Annotated in this window: 19 protein-coding genes; 10 read left to right on the top strand and 9 right to left on the bottom strand. The window is 62.2% G+C overall.

Features of this window, described 5'->3' with window-relative positions; all coding sequences use genetic code 11:
- Window positions 1-5 precede the first annotated feature (5 nt).
- From CLH61_RS16680 to pilG, 5 genes are all read right to left on the bottom strand, one after another.
- Window positions 6-905: a CheR family methyltransferase gene (locus CLH61_RS16680; protein WP_099615900.1), complete on the bottom strand. Its 900-nt coding sequence runs from the start codon at window positions 903-905 to the stop codon at window positions 6-8.
- A 25-nt stretch (window positions 906-930) separates the two neighbouring features.
- Complete coding sequence (locus CLH61_RS16675; protein ID WP_170003775.1) at window positions 931-3,006, bottom strand: methyl-accepting chemotaxis protein; 2,076 nt, start codon at window positions 3,004-3,006, stop codon at window positions 931-933.
- A gap of 80 nt (window positions 3,007-3,086) precedes the next feature.
- On the bottom strand, window positions 3,087-3,632 hold the full coding sequence (locus tag CLH61_RS16670) for a chemotaxis protein CheW (protein WP_099615898.1): 546 nt from the start codon (window positions 3,630-3,632) through the stop codon (window positions 3,087-3,089).
- Between the two features lie 19 nt (window positions 3,633-3,651).
- Window positions 3,652-4,014 carry a twitching motility response regulator PilH gene (gene pilH, locus CLH61_RS16665; protein WP_099615897.1) on the bottom strand — a complete coding sequence of 121 codons (363 nt, stop codon included), beginning with the start codon at window positions 4,012-4,014 and terminating at the stop codon, window positions 3,652-3,654.
- Window positions 4,015-4,047: 33 nt separating this feature from the next.
- Window positions 4,048-4,440, bottom strand: a complete 393-nt coding sequence (pilG, locus tag CLH61_RS16660) for a twitching motility response regulator PilG (RefSeq protein WP_099615896.1) — start codon at window positions 4,438-4,440, stop codon at window positions 4,048-4,050.
- Between the two features lie 295 nt (window positions 4,441-4,735).
- On the opposite strand from pilG, the gene gshB reads away from it, so the two are divergent.
- The 8 genes from gshB (at window position 4,736) to CLH61_RS16620 (ending at window position 11,747) form a co-directional block, all read left to right on the top strand.
- On the top strand, window positions 4,736-5,686 hold the full coding sequence (gene gshB, locus CLH61_RS16655) for a glutathione synthase (RefSeq protein ID WP_099615895.1): 951 nt from the start codon (window positions 4,736-4,738) through the stop codon (window positions 5,684-5,686).
- Window positions 5,687-5,744: 58 nt separating this feature from the next.
- The gene (locus CLH61_RS16650) at window positions 5,745-6,611 is read left to right on the top strand and encodes an energy transducer TonB (RefSeq protein ID WP_099615894.1); all 867 of its coding nucleotides are present in this window, start codon (window positions 5,745-5,747) and stop codon (window positions 6,609-6,611) included.
- Window positions 6,608-7,174: a YqgE/AlgH family protein gene (locus tag CLH61_RS16645; protein ID WP_170003772.1), complete on the top strand. Its 567-nt coding sequence runs from the start codon at window positions 6,608-6,610 to the stop codon at window positions 7,172-7,174. The genes CLH61_RS16650 and CLH61_RS16645 overlap by 4 nt, the downstream gene beginning before the upstream one ends.
- On the top strand, window positions 7,167-7,595 hold the full coding sequence (ruvX, locus tag CLH61_RS16640) for a Holliday junction resolvase RuvX (protein ID WP_099615893.1): 429 nt from the start codon (window positions 7,167-7,169) through the stop codon (window positions 7,593-7,595). Before CLH61_RS16645 ends, ruvX begins: the two co-directional genes overlap by 8 nt.
- Before the next feature lie 43 nt (window positions 7,596-7,638).
- Complete coding sequence (gene pyrR, locus CLH61_RS16635; protein ID WP_099615892.1) at window positions 7,639-8,154, top strand: bifunctional pyr operon transcriptional regulator/uracil phosphoribosyltransferase PyrR; 516 nt, start codon at window positions 7,639-7,641, stop codon at window positions 8,152-8,154.
- A 43-nt stretch (window positions 8,155-8,197) separates the two neighbouring features.
- A complete protein-coding gene (locus CLH61_RS16630) occupies window positions 8,198-9,211 on the top strand; it encodes an aspartate carbamoyltransferase catalytic subunit (protein ID WP_099615891.1) in 1,014 nt (337 codons plus the stop codon).
- The gene (locus tag CLH61_RS16625) at window positions 9,208-10,506 is read left to right on the top strand and encodes a dihydroorotase (protein WP_407657597.1); all 1,299 of its coding nucleotides are present in this window, start codon (window positions 9,208-9,210) and stop codon (window positions 10,504-10,506) included. The genes CLH61_RS16630 and CLH61_RS16625 overlap by 4 nt, the downstream gene beginning before the upstream one ends.
- A 218-nt stretch (window positions 10,507-10,724) precedes the next feature.
- Window positions 10,725-11,747 (top strand): putative solute-binding protein, encoded by a 1,023-nt coding sequence (locus CLH61_RS16620; protein ID WP_099615890.1) that lies wholly within the window; start codon window positions 10,725-10,727, stop codon window positions 11,745-11,747.
- A gap of 62 nt (window positions 11,748-11,809) precedes the next feature.
- Here CLH61_RS16620 and CLH61_RS16615 read toward each other — a convergent pair whose 3' ends face one another.
- Entirely contained in the window at window positions 11,810-12,082 is a 273-nt protein-coding gene (locus CLH61_RS16615; RefSeq protein ID WP_099615889.1) for an HU family DNA-binding protein, read from the bottom strand.
- 308 nt (window positions 12,083-12,390) lie between these two features.
- Here CLH61_RS16615 and CLH61_RS16610 point away from each other — a divergent pair, with 308 nt between their 5' ends.
- Window positions 12,391-13,455 (top strand): hypothetical protein, encoded by a 1,065-nt coding sequence (locus CLH61_RS16610; protein WP_211289139.1) that lies wholly within the window; start codon window positions 12,391-12,393, stop codon window positions 13,453-13,455.
- Window positions 13,456-13,480: 25 nt separating this feature from the next.
- The gene (locus CLH61_RS16605; protein ID WP_099615888.1) at window positions 13,481-15,544 is read left to right on the top strand and encodes a TRAP transporter large permease subunit; all 2,064 of its coding nucleotides are present in this window, start codon (window positions 13,481-13,483) and stop codon (window positions 15,542-15,544) included.
- 94 nt (window positions 15,545-15,638) lie between these two features.
- Here CLH61_RS16605 and CLH61_RS16600 read toward each other — a convergent pair whose 3' ends face one another.
- The 3 genes from CLH61_RS16600 to hslR form a co-directional block, all read right to left on the bottom strand.
- Entirely contained in the window at window positions 15,639-17,171 is a 1,533-nt protein-coding gene (locus tag CLH61_RS16600) for a phosphoenolpyruvate carboxykinase (protein WP_099615887.1), read from the bottom strand.
- A gap of 172 nt (window positions 17,172-17,343) precedes the next feature.
- Window positions 17,344-18,198, bottom strand: a complete 855-nt coding sequence (gene hslO, locus CLH61_RS16595; RefSeq protein ID WP_099615886.1) for an Hsp33 family molecular chaperone HslO — start codon at window positions 18,196-18,198, stop codon at window positions 17,344-17,346.
- Window positions 18,199-18,255: 57 nt separating this feature from the next.
- On the bottom strand, window positions 18,256-18,663 hold the full coding sequence (gene hslR / locus CLH61_RS16590) for a ribosome-associated heat shock protein Hsp15 (RefSeq protein ID WP_099615885.1): 408 nt from the start codon (window positions 18,661-18,663) through the stop codon (window positions 18,256-18,258).
- Window positions 18,664-18,689 lie beyond the last annotated feature (26 nt).

Below are 18,689 nucleotides of genomic sequence, written 5' to 3'. Positions count from 1 at the left end.
TCCGGTTATTCTTCGTCGGGCTGGCGTCGTATCCACGCCAGCACATGTTCCGAGGGTACCCTCTGCAAGCCCGGTGGCTGCCAGTCGGTCAGCTCACCCTGGCCCAGGACCAGGAGGCCCCCGGGTGCCAGTCTCTCTGCAAGGTGCTTGACGATTTCCCGCCGCCGCCAGCGACGGAAATAAATCAGCAGGTTCTGGCAGAAAATGATGTTCATGCCGTGCATGGGTGCCTGCTTCAGGTCCAGCACATTGAGCCGGGTAAAACACACCCGCTCACGAATGCCCGGCAGGATTTCCACGCTGTTCCGCTCGACAGGCCGGAAGTAGCGGGACTGCATGACGTCGTCCATCCCTGTCAGCTTGCGGGCACTGAACTGGCCCCGCGAGGCCTTTTCAATGGCCGGTTTGCTGATGTCCGAGCCGGTTACCCCGAACAGGGGGGGCAGTGCCAGCTGGGTCATGGCCTCGTTGAGCAGCATCGCCAGGGTATAGGGTTCTTCCCCGGTCGAGCAGCCAACGCTCCAGACTTCCAGTGGCCGGCGCTTCAGGACTTCCCTTGGCCGTGTCAGGATGTAATCCGAGACCAGGCGGAAGGCATCCGGATCCCGGAAGAACCGGGTTTCCTGTACTGTGAGCCGATCCACCAGGGTGGACCACTCGACGATCGCTTCCGGGCCAGAGACCACGCGTTCGTAGTAGGCCTGGTAGCTGTTGCAGCCCACTTCCCGCATGCGGATCCCGAGATTGGTTTCGAGAAACGACCTGCGCTCTTTCGACAGTGTTATGCCCGTCCGGTGCTCCAGCAGGGCCTGCCACTGGCTGAACTGCGCCTCATCCATGTCAGGAAGGCGGCGCATGGTCCAGAGTCCAGCGGCAGGAGACAGTTGGTTGCGGGTTTCAGCCATAAACTGTCAACCATTCCGGTGAGGATCAGCTCACCACCGGAACGTCGCCGTACTCCTGTTCGGTGGTCTCGGCCTCGTCCTCTTCCGGCAGGGTGAAGCCCGCTACCGAAGACCGCAGCTCGGACGCCATTTCCGCCAGGTTACCGATAGACTTCGCGGTGGCGTTGGTACCCGAGGAGGTCTGCGAGGTGATTTCCTGGATAACGTTCATGGTGTTGGAAATGTGGGCCGCCGACGAAGACTGCTGGCGGGCCGCGTTGGAGATGTTCTGGATCAGTTCCGCGAGGTTCATGGATACGTTCTCGATTTCCTCGAGCGCGATACCCGCGTCCTGGGCCAGACGTGCACCACGTACCACCTCGGCGGTGGTGTGTTCCATGGAGATAACCGCTTCGTTGGTATCCGACTGGATCGTCTTAACCAGCGCCTCAATCTGCTTGGTTGCCGCAGAGGAGCGTTCCGCAAGGCGCTGGACTTCGTCCGCAACCACCGCGAAGCCCCGGCCCGCGTCACCGGCCATGGAGGCCTGGATCGCAGCGTTGAGGGACAGGATGTTGGTCTGGTCGGCAATGTCGTTGATCAACGATACGATGTCACCGATTTCCTGGGACGATTCACCCAGACGCTTGATCCGCTTGGAGGTTTCCTGGATCTGCTCACGGATGTTGTCCATGCCGCGAATGGTGTTCTGTACCACTTCCGCGCCTTTCTTCGCGATCGCAACCGACCGCTCCGCAACCGCGGAGGATTCGGCGGCGTTGGAAGATACCTGGTCGATGGACACCGCCATCTCGTTAACCGCGGCAGAGGCGCCGGCAATTTCCTGGGCCTGGTGCTCGGAGGCATCGGCCAGGTGCATTGCGGTGGACTGGGTCTCCTGGGCGGCGGACGCAACCCTTACCGCCGTGCCCCGGATGGCCTGTACCAGGCCGCGCATCTGGTCGATCGCGTAGTTGATGGAGTCCGCGATGGCACCGGTGAAGTCCTCGGTTACCGTGGCCTCGGTGGTCAGGTCACCGTCCGCCAGGTCGGCCAGTTCGTCCAGCAGTCGCAGGATCGCGTTCTGGTTCTGTTCGTTCTGTTCCTGGGTGGTGTTCAGGCGCTCCTGGGCTTCCCGGTAGAGCGACACACCGATCAGCACAACGAGGCCGACCATGATGGCCAGGATGATGTAGACCAGGGTCGGGCTGATCAGTCGCGAGCCGGCCTGGTTGCGGAACTGGTCTGCCAGGGTGGACAGGTTATCCAGCAGAACCTGGGAGTCCTGGAAGATATTGCTGGCAGCGGAGCGAACCTTGAAGAGGTCGGGAGAGGCCTCAAGGATCGCATCTACGTTCTGGGAAACGAACTCGAACAGTTCATCGACGGCTTCCAGGCCGTAGACGGCATCCTCGTCATTAACCTTCGGGATGCCCATGGCGGCGTTGCCTTCCATCTGGCCCTGCAGAACGCGGCCGAACAGGCTGGCGTCACGGCCAAAGCGGTCGGCGGCAATAACCGCATCTTCGTCACCGGACAGTACGTTGTTGACCGAGCGGACAATCCGCTCCGCCAGCAGTGACTGGCGCTGGGCGAGGGCGATCTGCTCGGCCGGTGCGCGGTTATCCAGCAGGATCTGTACGATGTCATCGTACTCCACCTGGAGCTGGGGAATGGTTTCGTTCAGAGTCCGGGCCACTTCGTGCAGGCCGAGAACCGCATCACGGGTCGACAGGATGCTGTCGGCGTTTTCCCGTACCGCGTCCCAGTTGGCCTGTACCGGGCTGCTGGCAGCCAAGTCACTGGCCGGCAGGCCGGTTTCCGGATTGCCATCAACCACGTAGCCCCACAGCCGGGCGAACTCGTCACGGGAACGGCGCAACTGGTCGAAGGCTTCCGCGGTACCACCGGCGGCCTCCGTAGCGTTTTTCGCGATTTCCTGTGACAGTACCCTCAGCTCGGCGGAGTGGGCGATGTAGGCCTGGTCGTTCTGGCTGTCCCTGTTGATGATAAACAGGACCACAACGAGCAGGACGGTCAATGCGATCAGCCCTGCGATCAGGCCGGCAATCAGTTTGTTGCCTCCCTGTCCCATGCTGAGTCTTCCGGCTCTATTTTTCATTTTCTGGCTCCCGGCCTTTTCTGCGGCAAGTTAGGTTCTGCGAAAGTTAAAAATGGATGGTGATGTTCCTGCCATTGCCATCACCACTGGGCAACATCAAGAAAGCGTTCGTCGTCAAGCAACTCGACGGTGGAAAACACCTTCCAGGTTTCTTCATTGCGCACATACCCTCCGTGAACGAACGGCTGGACGCTGGCAGGGACAGCGCCGGGCTCGGCCACGAAGCTGTCCACTGTGAAGTACTGCATCCCGGCGACACTGTCGACTACCAGACCGCTGAAAACGTCGCCTTGCTCAACTACCAGCACGCGGCGGTCACGGAAACCGCGGGTACTGCGTGGCAGTTCGAAATAATGGGCAAGGTCGACCAGCGGAAGCAGGCGGCCACGGACGTTGGCGGCCCCCAGCATAAAGGGCCGCACCCCCGGGATGTGGGTGAAACGGGGGACATGGAGAATTTCAGTGACTTCACCCATCGGCGCGACATAGCGCTCGCCCGCCAGAACAAAACCGATACCGTTCCAGAGCTGAACGGCTTCCTCCTGTTCCGGCAGGCCCGCTGCCATGGCCCGGCTGCGTTGGGCGATATCCGTCAGAACTGCAAAGGGGGCGGTCTGGGCGGACATGCTTACTCCGTGGTTCGGGTCAGGCAATCAGACTATTGATCGTTTTGATCAGGTCATCTTCGTTGACGGGCTTGACCAGATAACCCTTGGCGCCCTGGCGGGTTCCCCAGACGCGGTCGGTCTCCTGATCCTTGGTGGTCACGATTACTACCGGAATGGACGCGGTTTCAGGAGCGCGGGTCAGTTGGCGGGTCGCCTGGAAACCGTTCAGCCCAGGCATGACCACGTCCATCAGAACGAGGTCGGGAGTCTCGGCGCGGGCCCGTGCAACGCCGTCGGCGCCGTTGTCGGCGGTCAGGACTTCGTGCTTGTGCTTCTCAAGGATGCTTGAGATTTTCTTCACCTCGGTGGGAGAGTCGTCAACAATCAGAATGCGGGCCATGATTTCCTCGATAGATCTGTGCTGGGGCAGGGATTACTGATGCGCCTGCGGAACGTACTGGCGAATGGTATTTAGCAGCTCGTCCTTGCTGAAGGGCTTGGTCAGGTACTGGTCTGACCCGACGATCCGGCCTTTGGCCTTGTCGAAAAGCCCGTCCTTGCTGGAAAGCATGATAACAGGGGTTTTCTTGAAGGCAGCATTGTTCTTGATCAGGGCGCAAGTCTGATAGCCGTCAAGGCGCGGCATCATGATGTCGACAAAGATGATGTCTGGCTGGGAATCGGCAATCTTGGCAAGAGCATCGAAGCCGTCGGTTGCGGTGATGACCTCGCAGCCAACTTTCTTCAGAAGGGTTTCCGCGGTGCGACGAATGGTCTTGCTGTCGTCAATCACCATAATCTTCAGATTTTCGAAGTTGTCATCCATTGTCCAGCTGCCTTGCGCTCAGCGAATATCGTTATTTTGACCGGGGCTTTTTAACACACCCGTCAAGGGTGTTCTATAAACCACGCTTATTTATAGAGTATTGGTGGCCTGAGAAAAAGCACAACTTTGTGACCAAATGTACCACTGCCGTGGCTGTCACGGTTATGGTCAGGGATTACAGCAGGTGCATTCAGGTCTCGGGTACAATACCATTTGCGGACAGCATAGCACCGAACGACGGTATCGCTCTGCTGACCCGTTCGTGTTTTTCCAATCACAGGTGTGAAGAGGCCCTATGACAGTCCGACTCGGTATCGTGATGGACCCCATCGAGGACATCCAGTACAAGAAAGACAGCTCGCTCGCCATGCTCTGGGCCGCCCAGCAGAGGGGCTGGGAGCTGGTTTATATGGAGCAGTCCGACCTTTACCTGGCCGGGGCCCAGGCCCGCGCCCATACCCGTGATCTCACGGTGCACATGAATCCCGAGGGTTGGTATACCTTTGGAGCCGCCAGGGACCGTGCGCTGGGTGAGCTGGACGTGATCCTGATGCGCAAGGATCCGCCGGTGGACCGCGAGTTCCTGATGGCCACCTACATCCTCAGTGCCGCCGAAGAACAGGGCGCGCTGGTGGTCAACCCGCCGGCCGCGTTGCGGGACTGCAACGAGAAACTGTTCGCCGCCCAGTTCGATGATCTGACACCGCCGCTGATCGTGACGCGGTCCGGCTCCCGGCTACGGGAGTTCTATGCCGAGCACGGTGATGTCATCATGAAACCGGTGGACGGCATGGGCGGGCGGTCGATTTTCCGGGTGCGGGAAAACGATGCCAACCTCGGGGTCATTATCGAGACCCTGACCCAGCATGGTGCCCACCAGGCGATGGCGCAGAAATACATTCCCGAGATCACCGACGGCGACAAGCGGATCCTGCTGATTGAAGGCGAGCCGGTGCCTTACGCCCTCGCGCGGATTCCTTCCCAGGGCGAGAACCGGGGCAACCTGGCTGCCGGTGGCCGCGGTGAAGGCCGCGAGCTGACCCGTCGGGACCGGGAAATCTGTGCGCGGGTGGCGCCGGTGCTGAAGGAGAAGGGGCTGATTTTCGTGGGTATCGATGTAATCGGTGACTATCTGACCGAAATCAACGTAACCAGTCCCACCTGCATCCGTGAACTGGATGCGGCGTACGGAATTGACATTGCAGGCCAGTTGATGGACGCCATCGAGCGTCGGCTGGCCCTGTAACCGTGACCAGTGGCCGCTGCTACAGGGCGGCCGGATAACAGCAGGATAGATAGCGGGCATGGCAGTACAGGTCAGCGACTTCGATCGTTTCTCGTTTACCCTTTTCATGGCGGTGGCGCTGCACGCGGTGCTGGTGCTGGGGGTGACGTTTGCCCCCGAGGCGCCACGTTCGGTGGCCCAGACCATGGAGATCACCTTGTCCCAGTTTGACGACGAGGTGGCGCCGGAACAGGCTGACTTTCTGGCCCAGACCAGCCAGCAGGGCAGCGGCACCGAGGAGCAGGCGCAAGAACTGACCACGCCGGACCCGGCGCCGCTGAATCACAGCGAGGTTCGCCCGGTTCAGCCCGAGCCGCCGGCGACGGTGGCTCCGCAACCGCGGGCCGAGCGCCAGGTGGTGCAGACCGAAGCGGCGAGCCGGCGTCAGGTAGCGGTTGCGGAGAATGCCGAGCAGCCGCCGGAGGAAACCCTGCCGGTACGGGAGAAGAAAAGCCTGATGGAGCGCAGTCTGGAGATCGCCAGCCTGGAAGCCCGCTTCGACGCCCAGCAACGGGCCTACGCCAAGAAGCCCCGGGTGCTGCGGGTTACCGCGGCCTCCACGCTGCGGTCCAGCAATGCCTGGTATGTGCAGAACTGGGTCAGCAAGGTGACCCGGGTTGGCAACATCAACTACCCCACCGAAGCCCGCCGCGCCGGTATCTACGGTGACCTGAGAATGCTGGTATCTCTGCGCAAGGATGGCACAATCAAGGAAGTCGCCATCCTGGAATCGTCAGGTAGCACGGTGCTGGATGACGCAGCCATCCGGATTGTCCGGATGGCGGCACCGTTCGCGCCCTTCCCGGAGGAAATGCGGGACGAAGCGGACGAACTGGAAATCATACGGACCTGGTCGTTTCAGAGACGGGGGCTCAGTTCAGGATGACAGCATCAAGACATTCACCCAACAGTCTGCGGGACCACTTTCTGGTTGCCTCGCCCTACCTGGATGACCCGCGTTTCCACGGTGGGGTGATCTACCTCTGCGAACATACCGAGGAGGGCGCGCTGGGCCTGCTGATCAACCGTCCGCTGGACATTCACCTGGGCGAGATCCTGGAGCAGCTGGACCTGGACGGCGGTGAACTGGACATGCCGGTTTTCAGTGGCGGACCGGTCCAGCCGGAGCGCGGCTTTGTCCTCCATGGTCCGCAGACCAGCTGGCAGAATACCGCGCCGGTCAGCAGCGAGGTGATGCTGACCACCTCGCGGGACATCCTGGCTGCCATCGGTGCAGACAACGGGCCGGAGGAATTCCGGGTTGCCCTGGGCTATTCCGGCTGGGGTGAGGGGCAGCTGGAGGATGAACTGGCCAGCAACGCCTGGCTGACCTGCCCGGCAACCACCGACATTCTGTTCCGCACCCCCTGGCAGGACTGCTACGGCGCGGTGCTGGCCCTGATGGGCATTGACCTCAACCAGCTGAGCGAATCGGTGGGGCATGCCTGAGGCCGGCAAGCGCCGTGTCCTGGCGTTTGACTTCGGTACCCGCCGGATTGGCGTGGCCGTTGGCCAGGAGCTGATCGGCAGTGGCAAACCACTGCAAATGCTGCCGGCCCGGGACGGCATACCCGACTGGAACACCATTGCCGCGTTACTGGCCGAATGGCAGCCCGACCTTGTGGTAGTGGGCCTGCCGCTCAATATGGACGATACTGAGAACGACATGTGCGCGCGCGCACGCAAGTTTGGCAAACGGATCCACGGCCGCTTCAACGTGCCGGTCGAGATGGTGGATGAGCGACTGACCAGTTACGAGGCCAAGGGTGATGTGATGGCTGCCGGTGGCAGCCGCGACTTTGGCCGTCATGGCATCGATGACCTGGCCGCAGTACTGATTCTCGAGACCTGGTTCCGCCTGCAGGGTTGACCCGGGCGGACCCTGACACATACCCGCAGTAAGTGAGGAATCCATGACCGCATTGCTTGATATGGACCAGTTGCTGGACCAGCTGGAGGCCGGCCTGCGCCGGACCCTGGCGGAGCGCGGCATCGAGTCGCCGGCGCTGATCGGCATTCGTACCGGAGGCGTCTGGCTGGCCGATGCGCTGCGCAAGCGGCTCGGGCTGGACGAGCCTTTCGGCGAGCTGGATATCTCGTTCTACCGGGATGATTTCAGCCGTATCGGGCTGAATCCGAAAGTCACGCCCTCGATGTTGCCCTTCGAAACCGAAGGACGGGACATTGTGCTGATCGACGACGTCATCATGAGCGGGCGCACCATTCGCGCCGCGATGAATGAAATCTTCGATTACGGCCGTCCGGCGAGTATCATTCTGGCCACCCTGATTGACCTCGGCGCCCGCGAGCTGCCCATCCAGCCGGATGTGACCGGGCGTGTGCTGGAGCTGCAGTCCCATCAGCGGGTCAAACTGCGCGGGCCGGACCCGCTGCGCATTGAGCTGCGGGAAACCGACAGCCAGGAGTAACCCCTTTACCAACGCATACTGGCCACTGCACACAGGCGATACCATGACCGCACAAGATTCTCCCTCGCGATCCCTGCAGCTGACCCGGGACGGTCAGCTGAAACACTTCCTTACCCTTGATGGCCTTGACCGTTCCCTGCTGACTGACATCCTCGATACTGCGGACTCCTTTATCGAGGTGGGCGAGCGCAGCATCAAGAAAGTACCGCTGCTGCGCGGCCGCACCGTGGTAAACCTGTTCTTCGAGTCCAGCACCCGCACCCGCAGCACCTTCGAACTTGCCGCCAAACGGTTGTCCGCAGACGTTCTCAACCTGGATATCAGTACCTCGGCGACGTCCAAGGGTGAGTCCCTGTCCGACACCCTGCTCAATCTCGAAGCCATGGCCAGCGACATGTTTGTAGTGCGTCATGCCCAGAGTGGGGCGCCCCATTTCATTGCCGAGAGCGTGACACCCGGGGTGGCCATCATCAACGCCGGCGACGGCCGCCATGCCCACCCGACCCAGGCCATGCTCGACATGCTCACCATCCGTCAGCGTAAAGGCAGCTTCGAAGGTTTGCGGGTCGGTATTGTTGGCGACATCCTGCATTCCCGGGTGGCCCGTTCCCAGATCTGTGCCCTCAACACCCTCGGCGCTGCGGAGGTGCGGGTGATCGCCCCGGCAACCCTGCTGCCCCAGGATGCCGAAAGTCTGGGCTGTAAGGTGGAGTACGACATGGCGCGGGGCATGAAAGATCTGGACGTGGTCATCATGCTGCGGCTGCAGCGGGAGCGGATGGAAGGTGCGCTGTTGCCCAGCGAGCGCGAGTTCTACCGCCTGTACGGCCTGAGCCAGGACAAGCTGGCGCTGGCACGGCCGGACTGCATTGTGATGCACCCGGGGCCAATTAACCGCGGCGTCGAGATTGAATCGGCGGTGGCCGATGGCCCGCAGTCAGTAATTCTCAACCAGGTCACCAACGGTATCGCGGTGCGCATGGCGGTCATGTCGATGGCAATGGGAGGCCAGATGGCAGAGCGTAGCCAGCGTCAGGCAGAAGGGGAGCGGGCATGATGGCGAGTCCAACCAACAGTATCCTGATCATCGGCGGCCAGCTGATGGACGGCACGGACGGCGCACCCCGTACCACGGCGGTGCTGGTTCGTGACGGGCGAGTCGCCGCCCTCGGCGAGGCTGCGGAAGCGGCCACGGCAGACCGGGTAGTGAATGCCACCGGTTGTGTCGTAACGCCGGGCTTTGTCGACTTGTCCTGCAACCTGCGGGAGCCGGGTAACGGCCAGAAGGGCAACATTGCGTCGGAAACCCGCGCGGCTGCCCGTGGCGGCTTCACCACGGTGTGTGCTTCCCCGCAGACCTCGCCGGTCAATGATTCCGGTGCGGTGACGCACCTGATCCGGGATGTGGCGGCGGCGCGGTCCGCCATCCGGGTACTGCCGGTGGGTGCCGTCACCCGCGGCCTCGAAGGGGACATGCTCAGCGACATGGCGGGTCTGCGGGCGGCCGGCTGTGTGGCCCTGGGCAACGGCTCGCTGCCGGTGCGCAATGCGCGGATCCTGCGCCGCTGTATGGCCTATGCCCGCACCTTTGACATCACCCTGATGTTCAGCCCTGAGAACCAGGCGCTGGCCGCCGACGGCTACGCCCATGATGGTGTGGTGGCGGCCCGGCTGGGCCTGCTTGGCATTCCGGAGGTCGCGGAAACCTCGGCGGTCATGGAAATGCTGCTGCTGGCGGAAGAAACCGGTGTCCGGCTGCACCTGTCCCAGTTGTCCTCGGCACGCAGTGTTGCCATGGTAGCCGATGCCCGTGCCCGCGGTGTGGCGGTGACCGCTGACGTGGCAATGCATCAGCTGCTGTTCACCGAAGACGCGCTCGCTGGCTTTGACAGCCGCTACCATGTCCGGCCGCCCCTGCGGACCGAGGCAGACCGCCAGGGCCTGTTGGCCGGAGTTCGTGACGGAGTGATCAGCGCGATTGTGAGCCAGCACCAGCCCCACGATTCCGCCGCCAAACAGGCACCGATCGGCCATACCGAACCAGGGTTGTCGACGGTGGAGAGTGTGTTGTCGATGGGCCTTATCCTGGTGGAGCGTGGTGAACTGACGCTGGCCCAGCTGGTCGGCGCCCTTAGCCACGGGCCAGCCACGGTCATCGGTGGTGACAGCCGTCTGGCGGAAGGTGCGGTGGCGGATCTCTGCGTTTTCGACCCGCAGGCGACCTGGCAGCCGGATGACGCCAGTCTGCTCTCAGCCGGGCGTCACGTGCCGCTGCCGGGGCGCGCCCTGCCCGGGGTAGTGCGGCTGACACTATGTGATGGCCGGATCGCCTGGGAACAACCGGCCGGCTGAGCACTGCCGCAGGTCCTGCAAACGGGCAGGGGTTCCGCTCCCCCTGCCCAGTACTTCACAAAATCCTCATTTTTGCTCAAACGCCCTTGAGTACAGGCACCTGTGCCAACGTATTCTTCCCGTCTCCGGCCTAGGCTCGGAACCCATGACAAGGAGAACGTCACCGGCTGGTCCCCCTGCGGTCGCCGTTCGACAACAATAATTCAGGAGCTATCCCCGTGAAATCATCCAACCTGTCCCGGCTGGCCGCGTCGCTCGCCCTGCTCACCGGTCTTGCCCTGCCGGGCCTTGCCCAGGCCAACGGCACCCCGGACATTCTTGATCGCAGTTTTTGCGTGTTCGACCCCGTCGGCGCCAACGGACCGCTGTTTGCCATCACCAAGACCTTTCAGCCGGTTGCCTTGAAAAAGGGCATTCGCCTGGAGCTGCGCGCCTATACCGACGAGAAAGTGGCGGCCGAGGACTTCAAGGCCGGGCAGTGTGATGCGGTTCTGCTGACCGGCACCCGGGCCCGCGAGTTCAACAAGTTCACCGGCAGCCTGGAGGCAATGGGTGCGGTGCCCGGCGAGGAGGAAATGCGCCTGTTGTACAACACTCTCGCCCAGCCCAAGGCGCGGCCCTTCCTGGTTGACGGTAACTACGAAGTGGCCGGCGTGTTCCCCGGTGGGGCGGTGTACTTGCACACCCGGGATCGGGCCATTGATTCGGTGGAAAAACTCCAGGGCAAGCGCATTGCCACCCTGGATTTCGACACGGCATCGGTACGCATGGTGCGCCATGTGGGCGCCTCGGTGGTGGGGTCAAACTCGGCCAACTTTGCCGGCAAGTTCAACAACGGCAGCGTCGACCTGGCCTATGCCCCGGCCGTTGCCTACACCCCGCTGGAACTGTACAAGGGCGTGACACCCAACGGAGGGGTATTCCGCTACGCCCTTGCCTACATGAACTTCCAGGTGGTGATTCACCGTGACCGCTTCCCGGAGGATGCCGGGCAAATGGTTCGCGATGAGGCGGCGAAACGGATCGACGAGGCCTACGAGATCATCGCCGAGGCGGAAGCCGGAATTCCCGACGAGGTCTGGATGTACCCGCCAGCGGAAGACGTCGCCGAGTACGACAAGATGCTGCGTAAGGTACGTCTGTCACTGCTGGCCGACGGCGTCTACGACGAACGCGCGATCAAGCTGATGAAGGCGATTCGCTGCCGGGTGGATGGCAGCCGTGCGGAGTGCTCTTCCTGACCGAAGGGCGCGGTGGGTGCAGGGGAGTGGCGGTGACCGCCACTCCCGCGCCTGGCTGAGCGTTAGCTGACGGCATCCTTGAGGGACTTGCCGGCCCGGAAGCCGACAGTCTTGCCGGCGGGAATGCGGATGCTGGCCCCGGTTTGCGGATTGCGGCCGGTGCGTGCCTCGCGGGCGCGCACGTTGAAGGTGCCGAAACCGATCAGGCTGACATCCTGGCCTTGTGCGACCGCGCTGGAAACATGGCTGGTGAATGCGGTGATGATTTCGCTGGCCTTATCACGGCTCAGGCCGGTCTGGTCGGCAATGGCCGCGGCGAGTTCTGGCTTGCGCATAAACTACTCCTTGCATGGCTTTGTTGTTGTGGTTGTTGGCCAGGGTGGCGGGCGCGGGCAGCCAGACTGCCGTTCCCTGCGGGTCCCTGACGAATCAGGTATAGCCTGTCGGTGGGGGTTGTCAAACCGCTGTCGCAGCAGGTCGGTGGTCCCGGTGCGGCTTTGTGGCACCGGTCTCACAAACATTCCGGCATCTTCGTCATAATGCCGTTTTGTTACGAAATGTAACTGGCTGGCCGAAGGCGAGCCAAACGGTCACCCCGAGCGGTGGCGCAGCCGATAAAAATAATCCAGAAGGTAAAGCAGTCATGACTCCTATCATCAGTCACCCCCACAAGGCCCGCGCCGGCCTGTCCCGGATTCGCGGCCTGGTCGCAGGCGTTGCTGTCAGTGTCACCCTGAGTGGCTGTGGAGTGGTTAACCATATGGTTTACAAAACCACCGGCGACGTGATGCAGGGTTTCTCCCGCGGGCATACCGTGCCCTACCTGCTGGAATCGGAAGATCTGGCCATGGGCTGTGCAATGAGTGAAGCCACTGCGCCGCTGCTGATGTCGTTCGGCCGGGTGACGTCGGAGCCGGACCAGCTGGCCGTGATGCTCTACCTGTCTGCCGGTGGGTGCGCCGACGAGCAGGCCCGGCAGCACGAGCTGGAGGCGTTGGCGGCGCTGCGGGCGATGAAGGCCGAGGAAGCCGAGGATGCGATGATCCGGCAGAAGCGAGCCAGTGGCCTGGCCGGCGCGCGCTACCTCCGTGGCTGGCAGCATCACACGGCATTTTATGGCGCGCCGGGGCAGGGCGAATGCCCGGACTTTGACGATGAGATCGACGAATTCATCTATTTCGCCGGTCTGCTGAGCGGCTTGCAGGCCCTCAACGCCCAGATCCAGTCAACGTCGTCAATCGGGGTGCCGATGAACATCGGCTCGACCGTGGCGAGGGCGACCAGCTGCCTGGAGAATGACAAATGGTGGGGCGCGCCGCTGGCGCTGCGGGCCACGGTGTGGGCGATGCTTCCCGGCGCCCAGCCGGAGGGTGAGGATGCCTTTGAGCGGCTGGCGATCGCTGATGAGCAGGGTGAGCAGGCCGGTGTGCGGCTGAGCCATGTGTTTCACGCCATCGCCGCCATGAACAAGGGGGATGAGCAAGGCCTGCGCGCCGTCATCCGTGCCCACGCCGACTCGCTCGGTAATCGTCCCTCCGATCCGCAGTGGCGGATGGTCGACAAGATGTCGACCCAGCTGATGGTGGCGATCTCGGACCGGATGTGGATGGAGAATACCGGGCACCGGACCCCCATGGGCCGGTTTGGCCGCTTCTGGGACGATCAGCCGGAACAGGTTGAGACCATGAACCTGGACGATCTGCTGTAAGTCACCTGCCGCGGGATAGCGCACTATGTTCTTGAAGGGCCTGAACCGCAGTGGTCGCGAGTGGTTTTCCTCGTTGCCGGCCTGCCTGTTGTTATTGGCGGTGGTGCTGTTCTCCACCAGCAGTGACATTCACAACCAGATGCTGCGGGGCGGTGAACAGCTGTTTGGCGGCTATTACAAACTGCGCACCGATCCGGTGCGGCCGGAATGTGATCCGACCCGTGATATCGACGCCGCCGTGGCCGCCGAGTTGGCGGCGGAAGCCGACGCCGATGACCCGCTGGCGGACCTGCTGGGTTCAGTGGACAAGGATCCTGCCGAAGTCCGCCGTTCCGTCGAGCGTTCGGTGGCCGATTGCCAGCGCAGCCATGCCAGCTACGTCAGCCTGCAGGGTCAGCTGACGCCGGCGTTGCGGGCTTATCGGGCCGTTGAGCTGTTCGTTGCGGACGTCATTGCCTTTGGCCTCGAGTCCCAGCGCTACATACTCGTTATCCTGGTGATGCTGTGTGCAGTGTCGGCGACCCTGACCCGTCATCACATTGCCATGCGGGCCATGGAAACACGCCTCGATTACCGGGTGTCGTTTGGTCTGCAGGCCCTGGCCAATGCCATGTTGCTCGGGTCGAGTGTCATTTTCCGGCAATCCAGTCTCGCCGCCGAGGTGACCATGGCGAGCGATGCCCTGCTGCTGCATAACCTGTGGGTGGCCGGTTTTGCGGCCCTGACCCTCGCCAGCCTCTATCGTCTGATGCGAATCCCCGATGACCTGGCGGCCGGCGGCCAGCTAAACCAGGCCTTGCTCGCGGTCCCGCTTTATACCGTGATGTGTCTGATCTCCGGCAGCTATTTTGCCCTGATCGGACACGCGTCGGGGATCGGCATCTATCTCGGCAAGATGATGGAGCTGGCCGACATGTTTCTCAATGTCGGGCTGTACGTCTGGGTCGGGATGATGCTCAAGCAGACCCGCCTCGCCACGCTGGTGTTCAACGTGTTCCGCCCCTGGCGGTTACCGCCTGAAATGCTGGCGGTGGTGGCGGTGCTGGTGGCCGCCGTGCCGACCGCCTACACCGGGGCCTCGGGTATCTTTGTGATTGCCGCCGGTGCGGTTATCTACAGTGAACTGCGGGCCGCCGGCGCTCGTCGCCAGCTGGCGCTGGCGGCGACCGCCATGTCCGGCTCGCTGGGGGTGGTGCTGCGGCCCTGCCTGCTGGTGGTGGTGATTGCCTATCTGAATCGCGAAGTCACCACCGACGAGCTGTTTGGCTGGGGGATCTGGGTATTCGTGCTCACCGCGGCGATGTTCAGCCTGGTGGCGTTGTCGGTGAACCGTCAGGGTCGCTTTGAGCTGGCGCCAGCCAGCACTGCATTACCCGCCACGATCCGTGCGCTCGGCTCGCTGCTGCCGTATGCGCTGGTGATCACCGCGGTGGTGGTGTTCTACCGCTTCGCCCTCGATGTGACCATGGACGAGTTCTCGGCGCCGCGACTGTTGCCGGTGATCATGCTGGCGATTCTGCTCTATGAGCACTTCAGTCTCAGGCGTAAAGAGGATGGCTCATGCGGCGAGCTCAACCATCAGGGTCTGGAGCGCAGCGTGCGCAGTGCTACCAACGATACCACGGCGGAGATCGGCGCCCTGTTGCTGTTGCTGGGGCTATCGGTGAGCATTGGCGGGGTCATTGAGCGTTCCCACGTCATGGCGGCTTTTCCCCAGTCCTTTGATTCGGCCTGGTCCGCGATGCTGTTGATGGTGGTGATCCTGGTGGTCCTCGGCATGATCATGGATGCCTTTGGTGCGGTGATCCTGGTGACCGCGACGGTCGCAACCATTGCCTATGGCAGTGGTATTCACCCGGTGCATTTCTGGATGGTAACCCTGGTGGCCTTCGAGTTGGGTTACCTCAGCCCACCGGTGGCGCTCAACCACCTGCTGACCCGCCAGGTGGTGGGCGAAGCGGAGGTTGCGGCGGCGCAACGGGAAGGCGGTACGTTCTACCAGCGCCATGAGCGTATCATCATGCCGCTGGTTGCCATGGGATTGTCGTTGTTGCTGGTGGCGTTCGTACCGTTGCTGTTCTATGCCTGAGCCTTGCCGGACCTAGCTTCCGGGGCTCCGGATCTCGCCACAAAAAAAGCGCCATGCTTTGCAGCAGGCGCTTTTCTTGTGCAACGGGGAACGCTTACAGCTGCGGACCCGCGTTGACGATCGCGTCGGAGACGTCGAACTTCTTGAAGTTTTCCACGAACTGGGCGATCAGCTCTTCCGCCTTGCCGTCGTAGTAGTCCGGGCTGACCCAGGTGTTGCGCGGGTTCAGCAGCTCGGTGTCCACGCCAGGTACGTGCTTGGGCACGTCCAGGTTCAGCTTGTCGAGGTGCTCGGTTTCCACGTCGTCCAGGTCACCGTTCTGGATACCGGCAATGATGGCGCGGGTGGTCGGGATGCTGAAACGCTTGCCTTCACCGTAGGGGCCGCCAGTCCAGCCGGTATTGACCAGGAACACCTTGCTGCCGAACTCTTCCATACGCTTCATCAGCAGCTCGGCGTAAACGCCGGCCGGACGCGGGAAGAACGGAGCGCCGAAGCAGGTGGAGAAGGTGGACTTCAGCTTGGAGGAAGAGCCCATCTCGGTGGAACCTACCAGCGCCGTATAGCCACTGAGGAAGTGGTAAGCGGCCGCTTCCTTGCTGAGGATGGATACCGGTGGCAACACGCCGGTCATGTCGCAGGTCAGGAAAACGATGTGTGACGGCTCACCGGCGCGGTTCTCGATCACCCGCTTCTCAACGTGCTCCAGCGGGTAGGCGCAACGGGAGTTTTCGGTGAGGGAGACGTCGGTATAGTCCGGTTCGCGGGTTTCCTCGTCGATCATCACGTTCTCGACGATGGCGCCGAAACGGATAGCGTCCCAGATGATCGGCTCGTTCTTCTGGCTCAGGTCAATACACTTGGCGTAGCAGCCACCTTCGATATTGAACACCGTGCCCGGGCCCCAGCCATGCTCGTCGTCACCGATCAGGAAACGGTGCGGATCGGCAGACAGGGTGGTCTTGCCGGTGCCGGACAGGCCGAAGAACAGGCAGGTCTGGCCATCTTCGCCAACGTTGGCGGAGCAGTGCATCGGCAGGACGTCTTTCTCCGGCAGCAGGAAGTTCTGTACCGAGAACATGGCCTTTTTCATTTCGCCGGCGTAGTGCATGCCAGCCAGCAGGACCTTGCGCTTGGCGAAGTTCAGGATCACGCAGCCGTCGGAGTTGGTGCCGTCACGCTCGGGCACGCACTCGAAGTTGGCAGCGTTGAGAATTTGCCACTCCTGCTTGTCGGCCGGATTGTAGCTTTCCGGGCGGATAAACAGGTTCTGGCCGAACAGGTTCTGCCAGGCGGTCTCGGTGGTCATTTTCACCGGCAGGTAGTGTTCGGGATCTGAGCCAACGTGAACGTGGGCAACAAAGGAGGTTTTCTCGGCGATGTAGGCTTCAACCCGGTCCCAGAGAGCGTCGAACTTTTCAGCATCGAACGGGCGGTTGATCGGACCCCAGTGGATCGCATCTGCGGTGCTGGGTTCCTCAACGATGAAGCGGTCCATGGGAGAACGGCCAGTGCGCTTGCCGGTCTTGACTACCAGCGAACCATTAGACGCCAGTTGGCCTTCGCGTCTTTCCAGTGCCAGCTCGACCAGTCGTGCTGAACTCAGATCAATATAAGTGTTACTCACTTCGACCTCGCCCTCAGGGTATTTACAAGACTGCTCAGGTCGCCGGAAAACTGGCGGAAAACTGAGCAATCGGGTCAATTCAGGCGCGCTATTATGCCAGAGACGCCGCTAAAAAACGACTGCCCCGGAAGCCGCGTGGTTGCTGGCTTCCGGGCCATTATGCCGAAGTTGCTTAGTGTAGCGTGTGACCGGTGAAAAGGTGATCAATATCATTTCTATCGAAGCGATAGTGAGCATGGCAGAACTGGCAATCCATCTCGATGGCGCCCTGTTCCTCGAGAATACTGTAGCACTCGTCCCGGCCGATCGCTTCGAGGGCGCCGAGGGTGCGGTCACGGGAGCAGCTGCAGCGGAACACGACCGGTTCCGCGTCAAACACCCTGACCGTTTCTTCATGGAACAGGCGGTGCAGCAGGGTCTGGCTGTCCAGGGTCAGCAGCTCGTCCGCCTCGACGGTGGCCGCCAGGTGGTTCACCCGGTCCCAGAGATCGTCGTCCTGCTCGGTATCACCGGGCAGGCGTTGCAGCAACAGGCCGGCGCAGTGGCTTTCATTGGCAAACAGGAACAGCGAGGTGGGAATCTGCTCGGAACGGTCAAAGTACTCCTGCAGACAGCCGGCGAGGGTATCCGCCTCCCGCGGCACCACGCCCTGATAGCGCTGGCCCTGATCCGGGGTGATGGTGATGGCCATCCGGCCCTGGCCGAGCAGTGCATTGAGGGTATCCTCGGCGACGGCGTGTTCATCGAAGCGGGCGAGACCACGGATGTGACGGTCGTGGCTGCACTCGGCCATCAGCGTGCGCAGCGGACCTTCGCCGTTGGCCTGCAGCGACAGGGTGCCGCTGAATTTGAGCGTGCCGCTCATCAGTACGCTGGCGGCCAGGGATTCGCCCAGCAGCTGGCGCACCGAGTCCGGGTAAGGGGCCTGGCTGCCGATGCGGGTGTAACTGTCGCCCAGCCGCACCCACGCGCCACGGACCTGGCTGTTTTCAAAAATAAAGCGCTGGAACTGGTCGTCAGACGCCATGGTCGTTCTCCTGAGAATAATTGGGGCGATGGCACCCGGCAAATCGCCCGGGGGCCGTCAGATGCCGTTGTGTTCCCGGAACCGCTGGATGTCGCGCCGGTCCTTCTTGGACGGCCGCCGCGCCGGCGGCAGCTGGGCAGCCTGCATGGTCTTGCGCTGCCAGGCCAGGTCCTCGCGGTGTTTAATGCTGTCTTCGGTTTCGTGATAGAGCTTCTGGGCATCCGGCGCGCTGCGGCGACGGTCGCTGATGTCGTCCACCATGACCACTTTCTCCTGCCAGCCCAGCCTGATCGTCAGCCTGGCACCAGGTTCCACCACTCGCCCCGGTTTGCAGCGCTGATTGTTGTAGTGCACCTTGCCGCCTTCAATCGCTTCCTTGGCCAGCGACCGGGTCTTGTAGAAGCGGGCGGCCCACAGCCATTTGTCGAGGCGGACCTTGTGGTCGTCAGTGGTGGACGTGGTCATATCTCCTCACCTGGTGATCGTATGTC

The sequence above is a fragment of the Marinobacter profundi genome (genome assembly GCF_002744715.1).
In the GTDB taxonomy this organism is placed as follows: domain Bacteria; phylum Pseudomonadota; class Gammaproteobacteria; order Pseudomonadales; family Oleiphilaceae; genus Marinobacter; species Marinobacter profundi.
This window is presented reverse-complemented; position numbering and strand designations above follow the sequence as displayed.

Bases quoted from the DNA above. Each gene is read 5' to 3' on its own strand.
- CLH61_RS16680 (WP_099615900.1), bottom strand. From the start codon at position 905: ATGGCTGAAACCCGCAACCAACTGTCTCCTGCCGCTGGACTCTGGACC.
- pilG (WP_099615896.1), bottom strand. From the start codon at position 4,440: ATGGATGACAACTTCGAAAATCTGAAGATTATGGTGATTGACGACAGC.
- CLH61_RS16630 (WP_099615891.1), top strand. From the start codon at position 8,198: ATGACCGCACAAGATTCTCCCTCGCGATCCCTGCAGCTGACCCGGGAC.
- CLH61_RS16605 (WP_099615888.1), top strand. From the start codon at position 13,481: ATGTTCTTGAAGGGCCTGAACCGCAGTGGTCGCGAGTGGTTTTCCTCG.
- CLH61_RS16645 (WP_170003772.1), top strand. From the start codon at position 6,608: ATGACAGCATCAAGACATTCACCCAACAGTCTGCGGGACCACTTTCTG.
- pyrR (WP_099615892.1), top strand. From the start codon at position 7,639: ATGACCGCATTGCTTGATATGGACCAGTTGCTGGACCAGCTGGAGGCC.
- ruvX (WP_099615893.1), top strand. From the start codon at position 7,167: ATGCCTGAGGCCGGCAAGCGCCGTGTCCTGGCGTTTGACTTCGGTACC.
- hslO (WP_099615886.1), bottom strand. From the start codon at position 18,198: ATGGCGTCTGACGACCAGTTCCAGCGCTTTATTTTTGAAAACAGCCAG.
- CLH61_RS16670 (WP_099615898.1), bottom strand. From the start codon at position 3,632: ATGTCCGCCCAGACCGCCCCCTTTGCAGTTCTGACGGATATCGCCCAA.
- hslR (WP_099615885.1), bottom strand. From the start codon at position 18,663: ATGACCACGTCCACCACTGACGACCACAAGGTCCGCCTCGACAAATGG.
- gshB (WP_099615895.1), top strand. From the start codon at position 4,736: ATGACAGTCCGACTCGGTATCGTGATGGACCCCATCGAGGACATCCAG.
- pilH (WP_099615897.1), bottom strand. From the start codon at position 4,014: ATGGCCCGCATTCTGATTGTTGACGACTCTCCCACCGAGGTGAAGAAA.
- CLH61_RS16625 (WP_407657597.1), top strand. From the start codon at position 9,208: ATGATGGCGAGTCCAACCAACAGTATCCTGATCATCGGCGGCCAGCTG.
- CLH61_RS16650 (WP_099615894.1), top strand. From the start codon at position 5,745: ATGGCAGTACAGGTCAGCGACTTCGATCGTTTCTCGTTTACCCTTTTC.
- CLH61_RS16675 (WP_170003775.1), bottom strand. From the start codon at position 3,006: ATGAAAAATAGAGCCGGAAGACTCAGCATGGGACAGGGAGGCAACAAA.
- CLH61_RS16610 (WP_211289139.1), top strand. From the start codon at position 12,391: ATGACTCCTATCATCAGTCACCCCCACAAGGCCCGCGCCGGCCTGTCC.
- CLH61_RS16615 (WP_099615889.1), bottom strand. From the start codon at position 12,082: ATGCGCAAGCCAGAACTCGCCGCGGCCATTGCCGACCAGACCGGCCTG.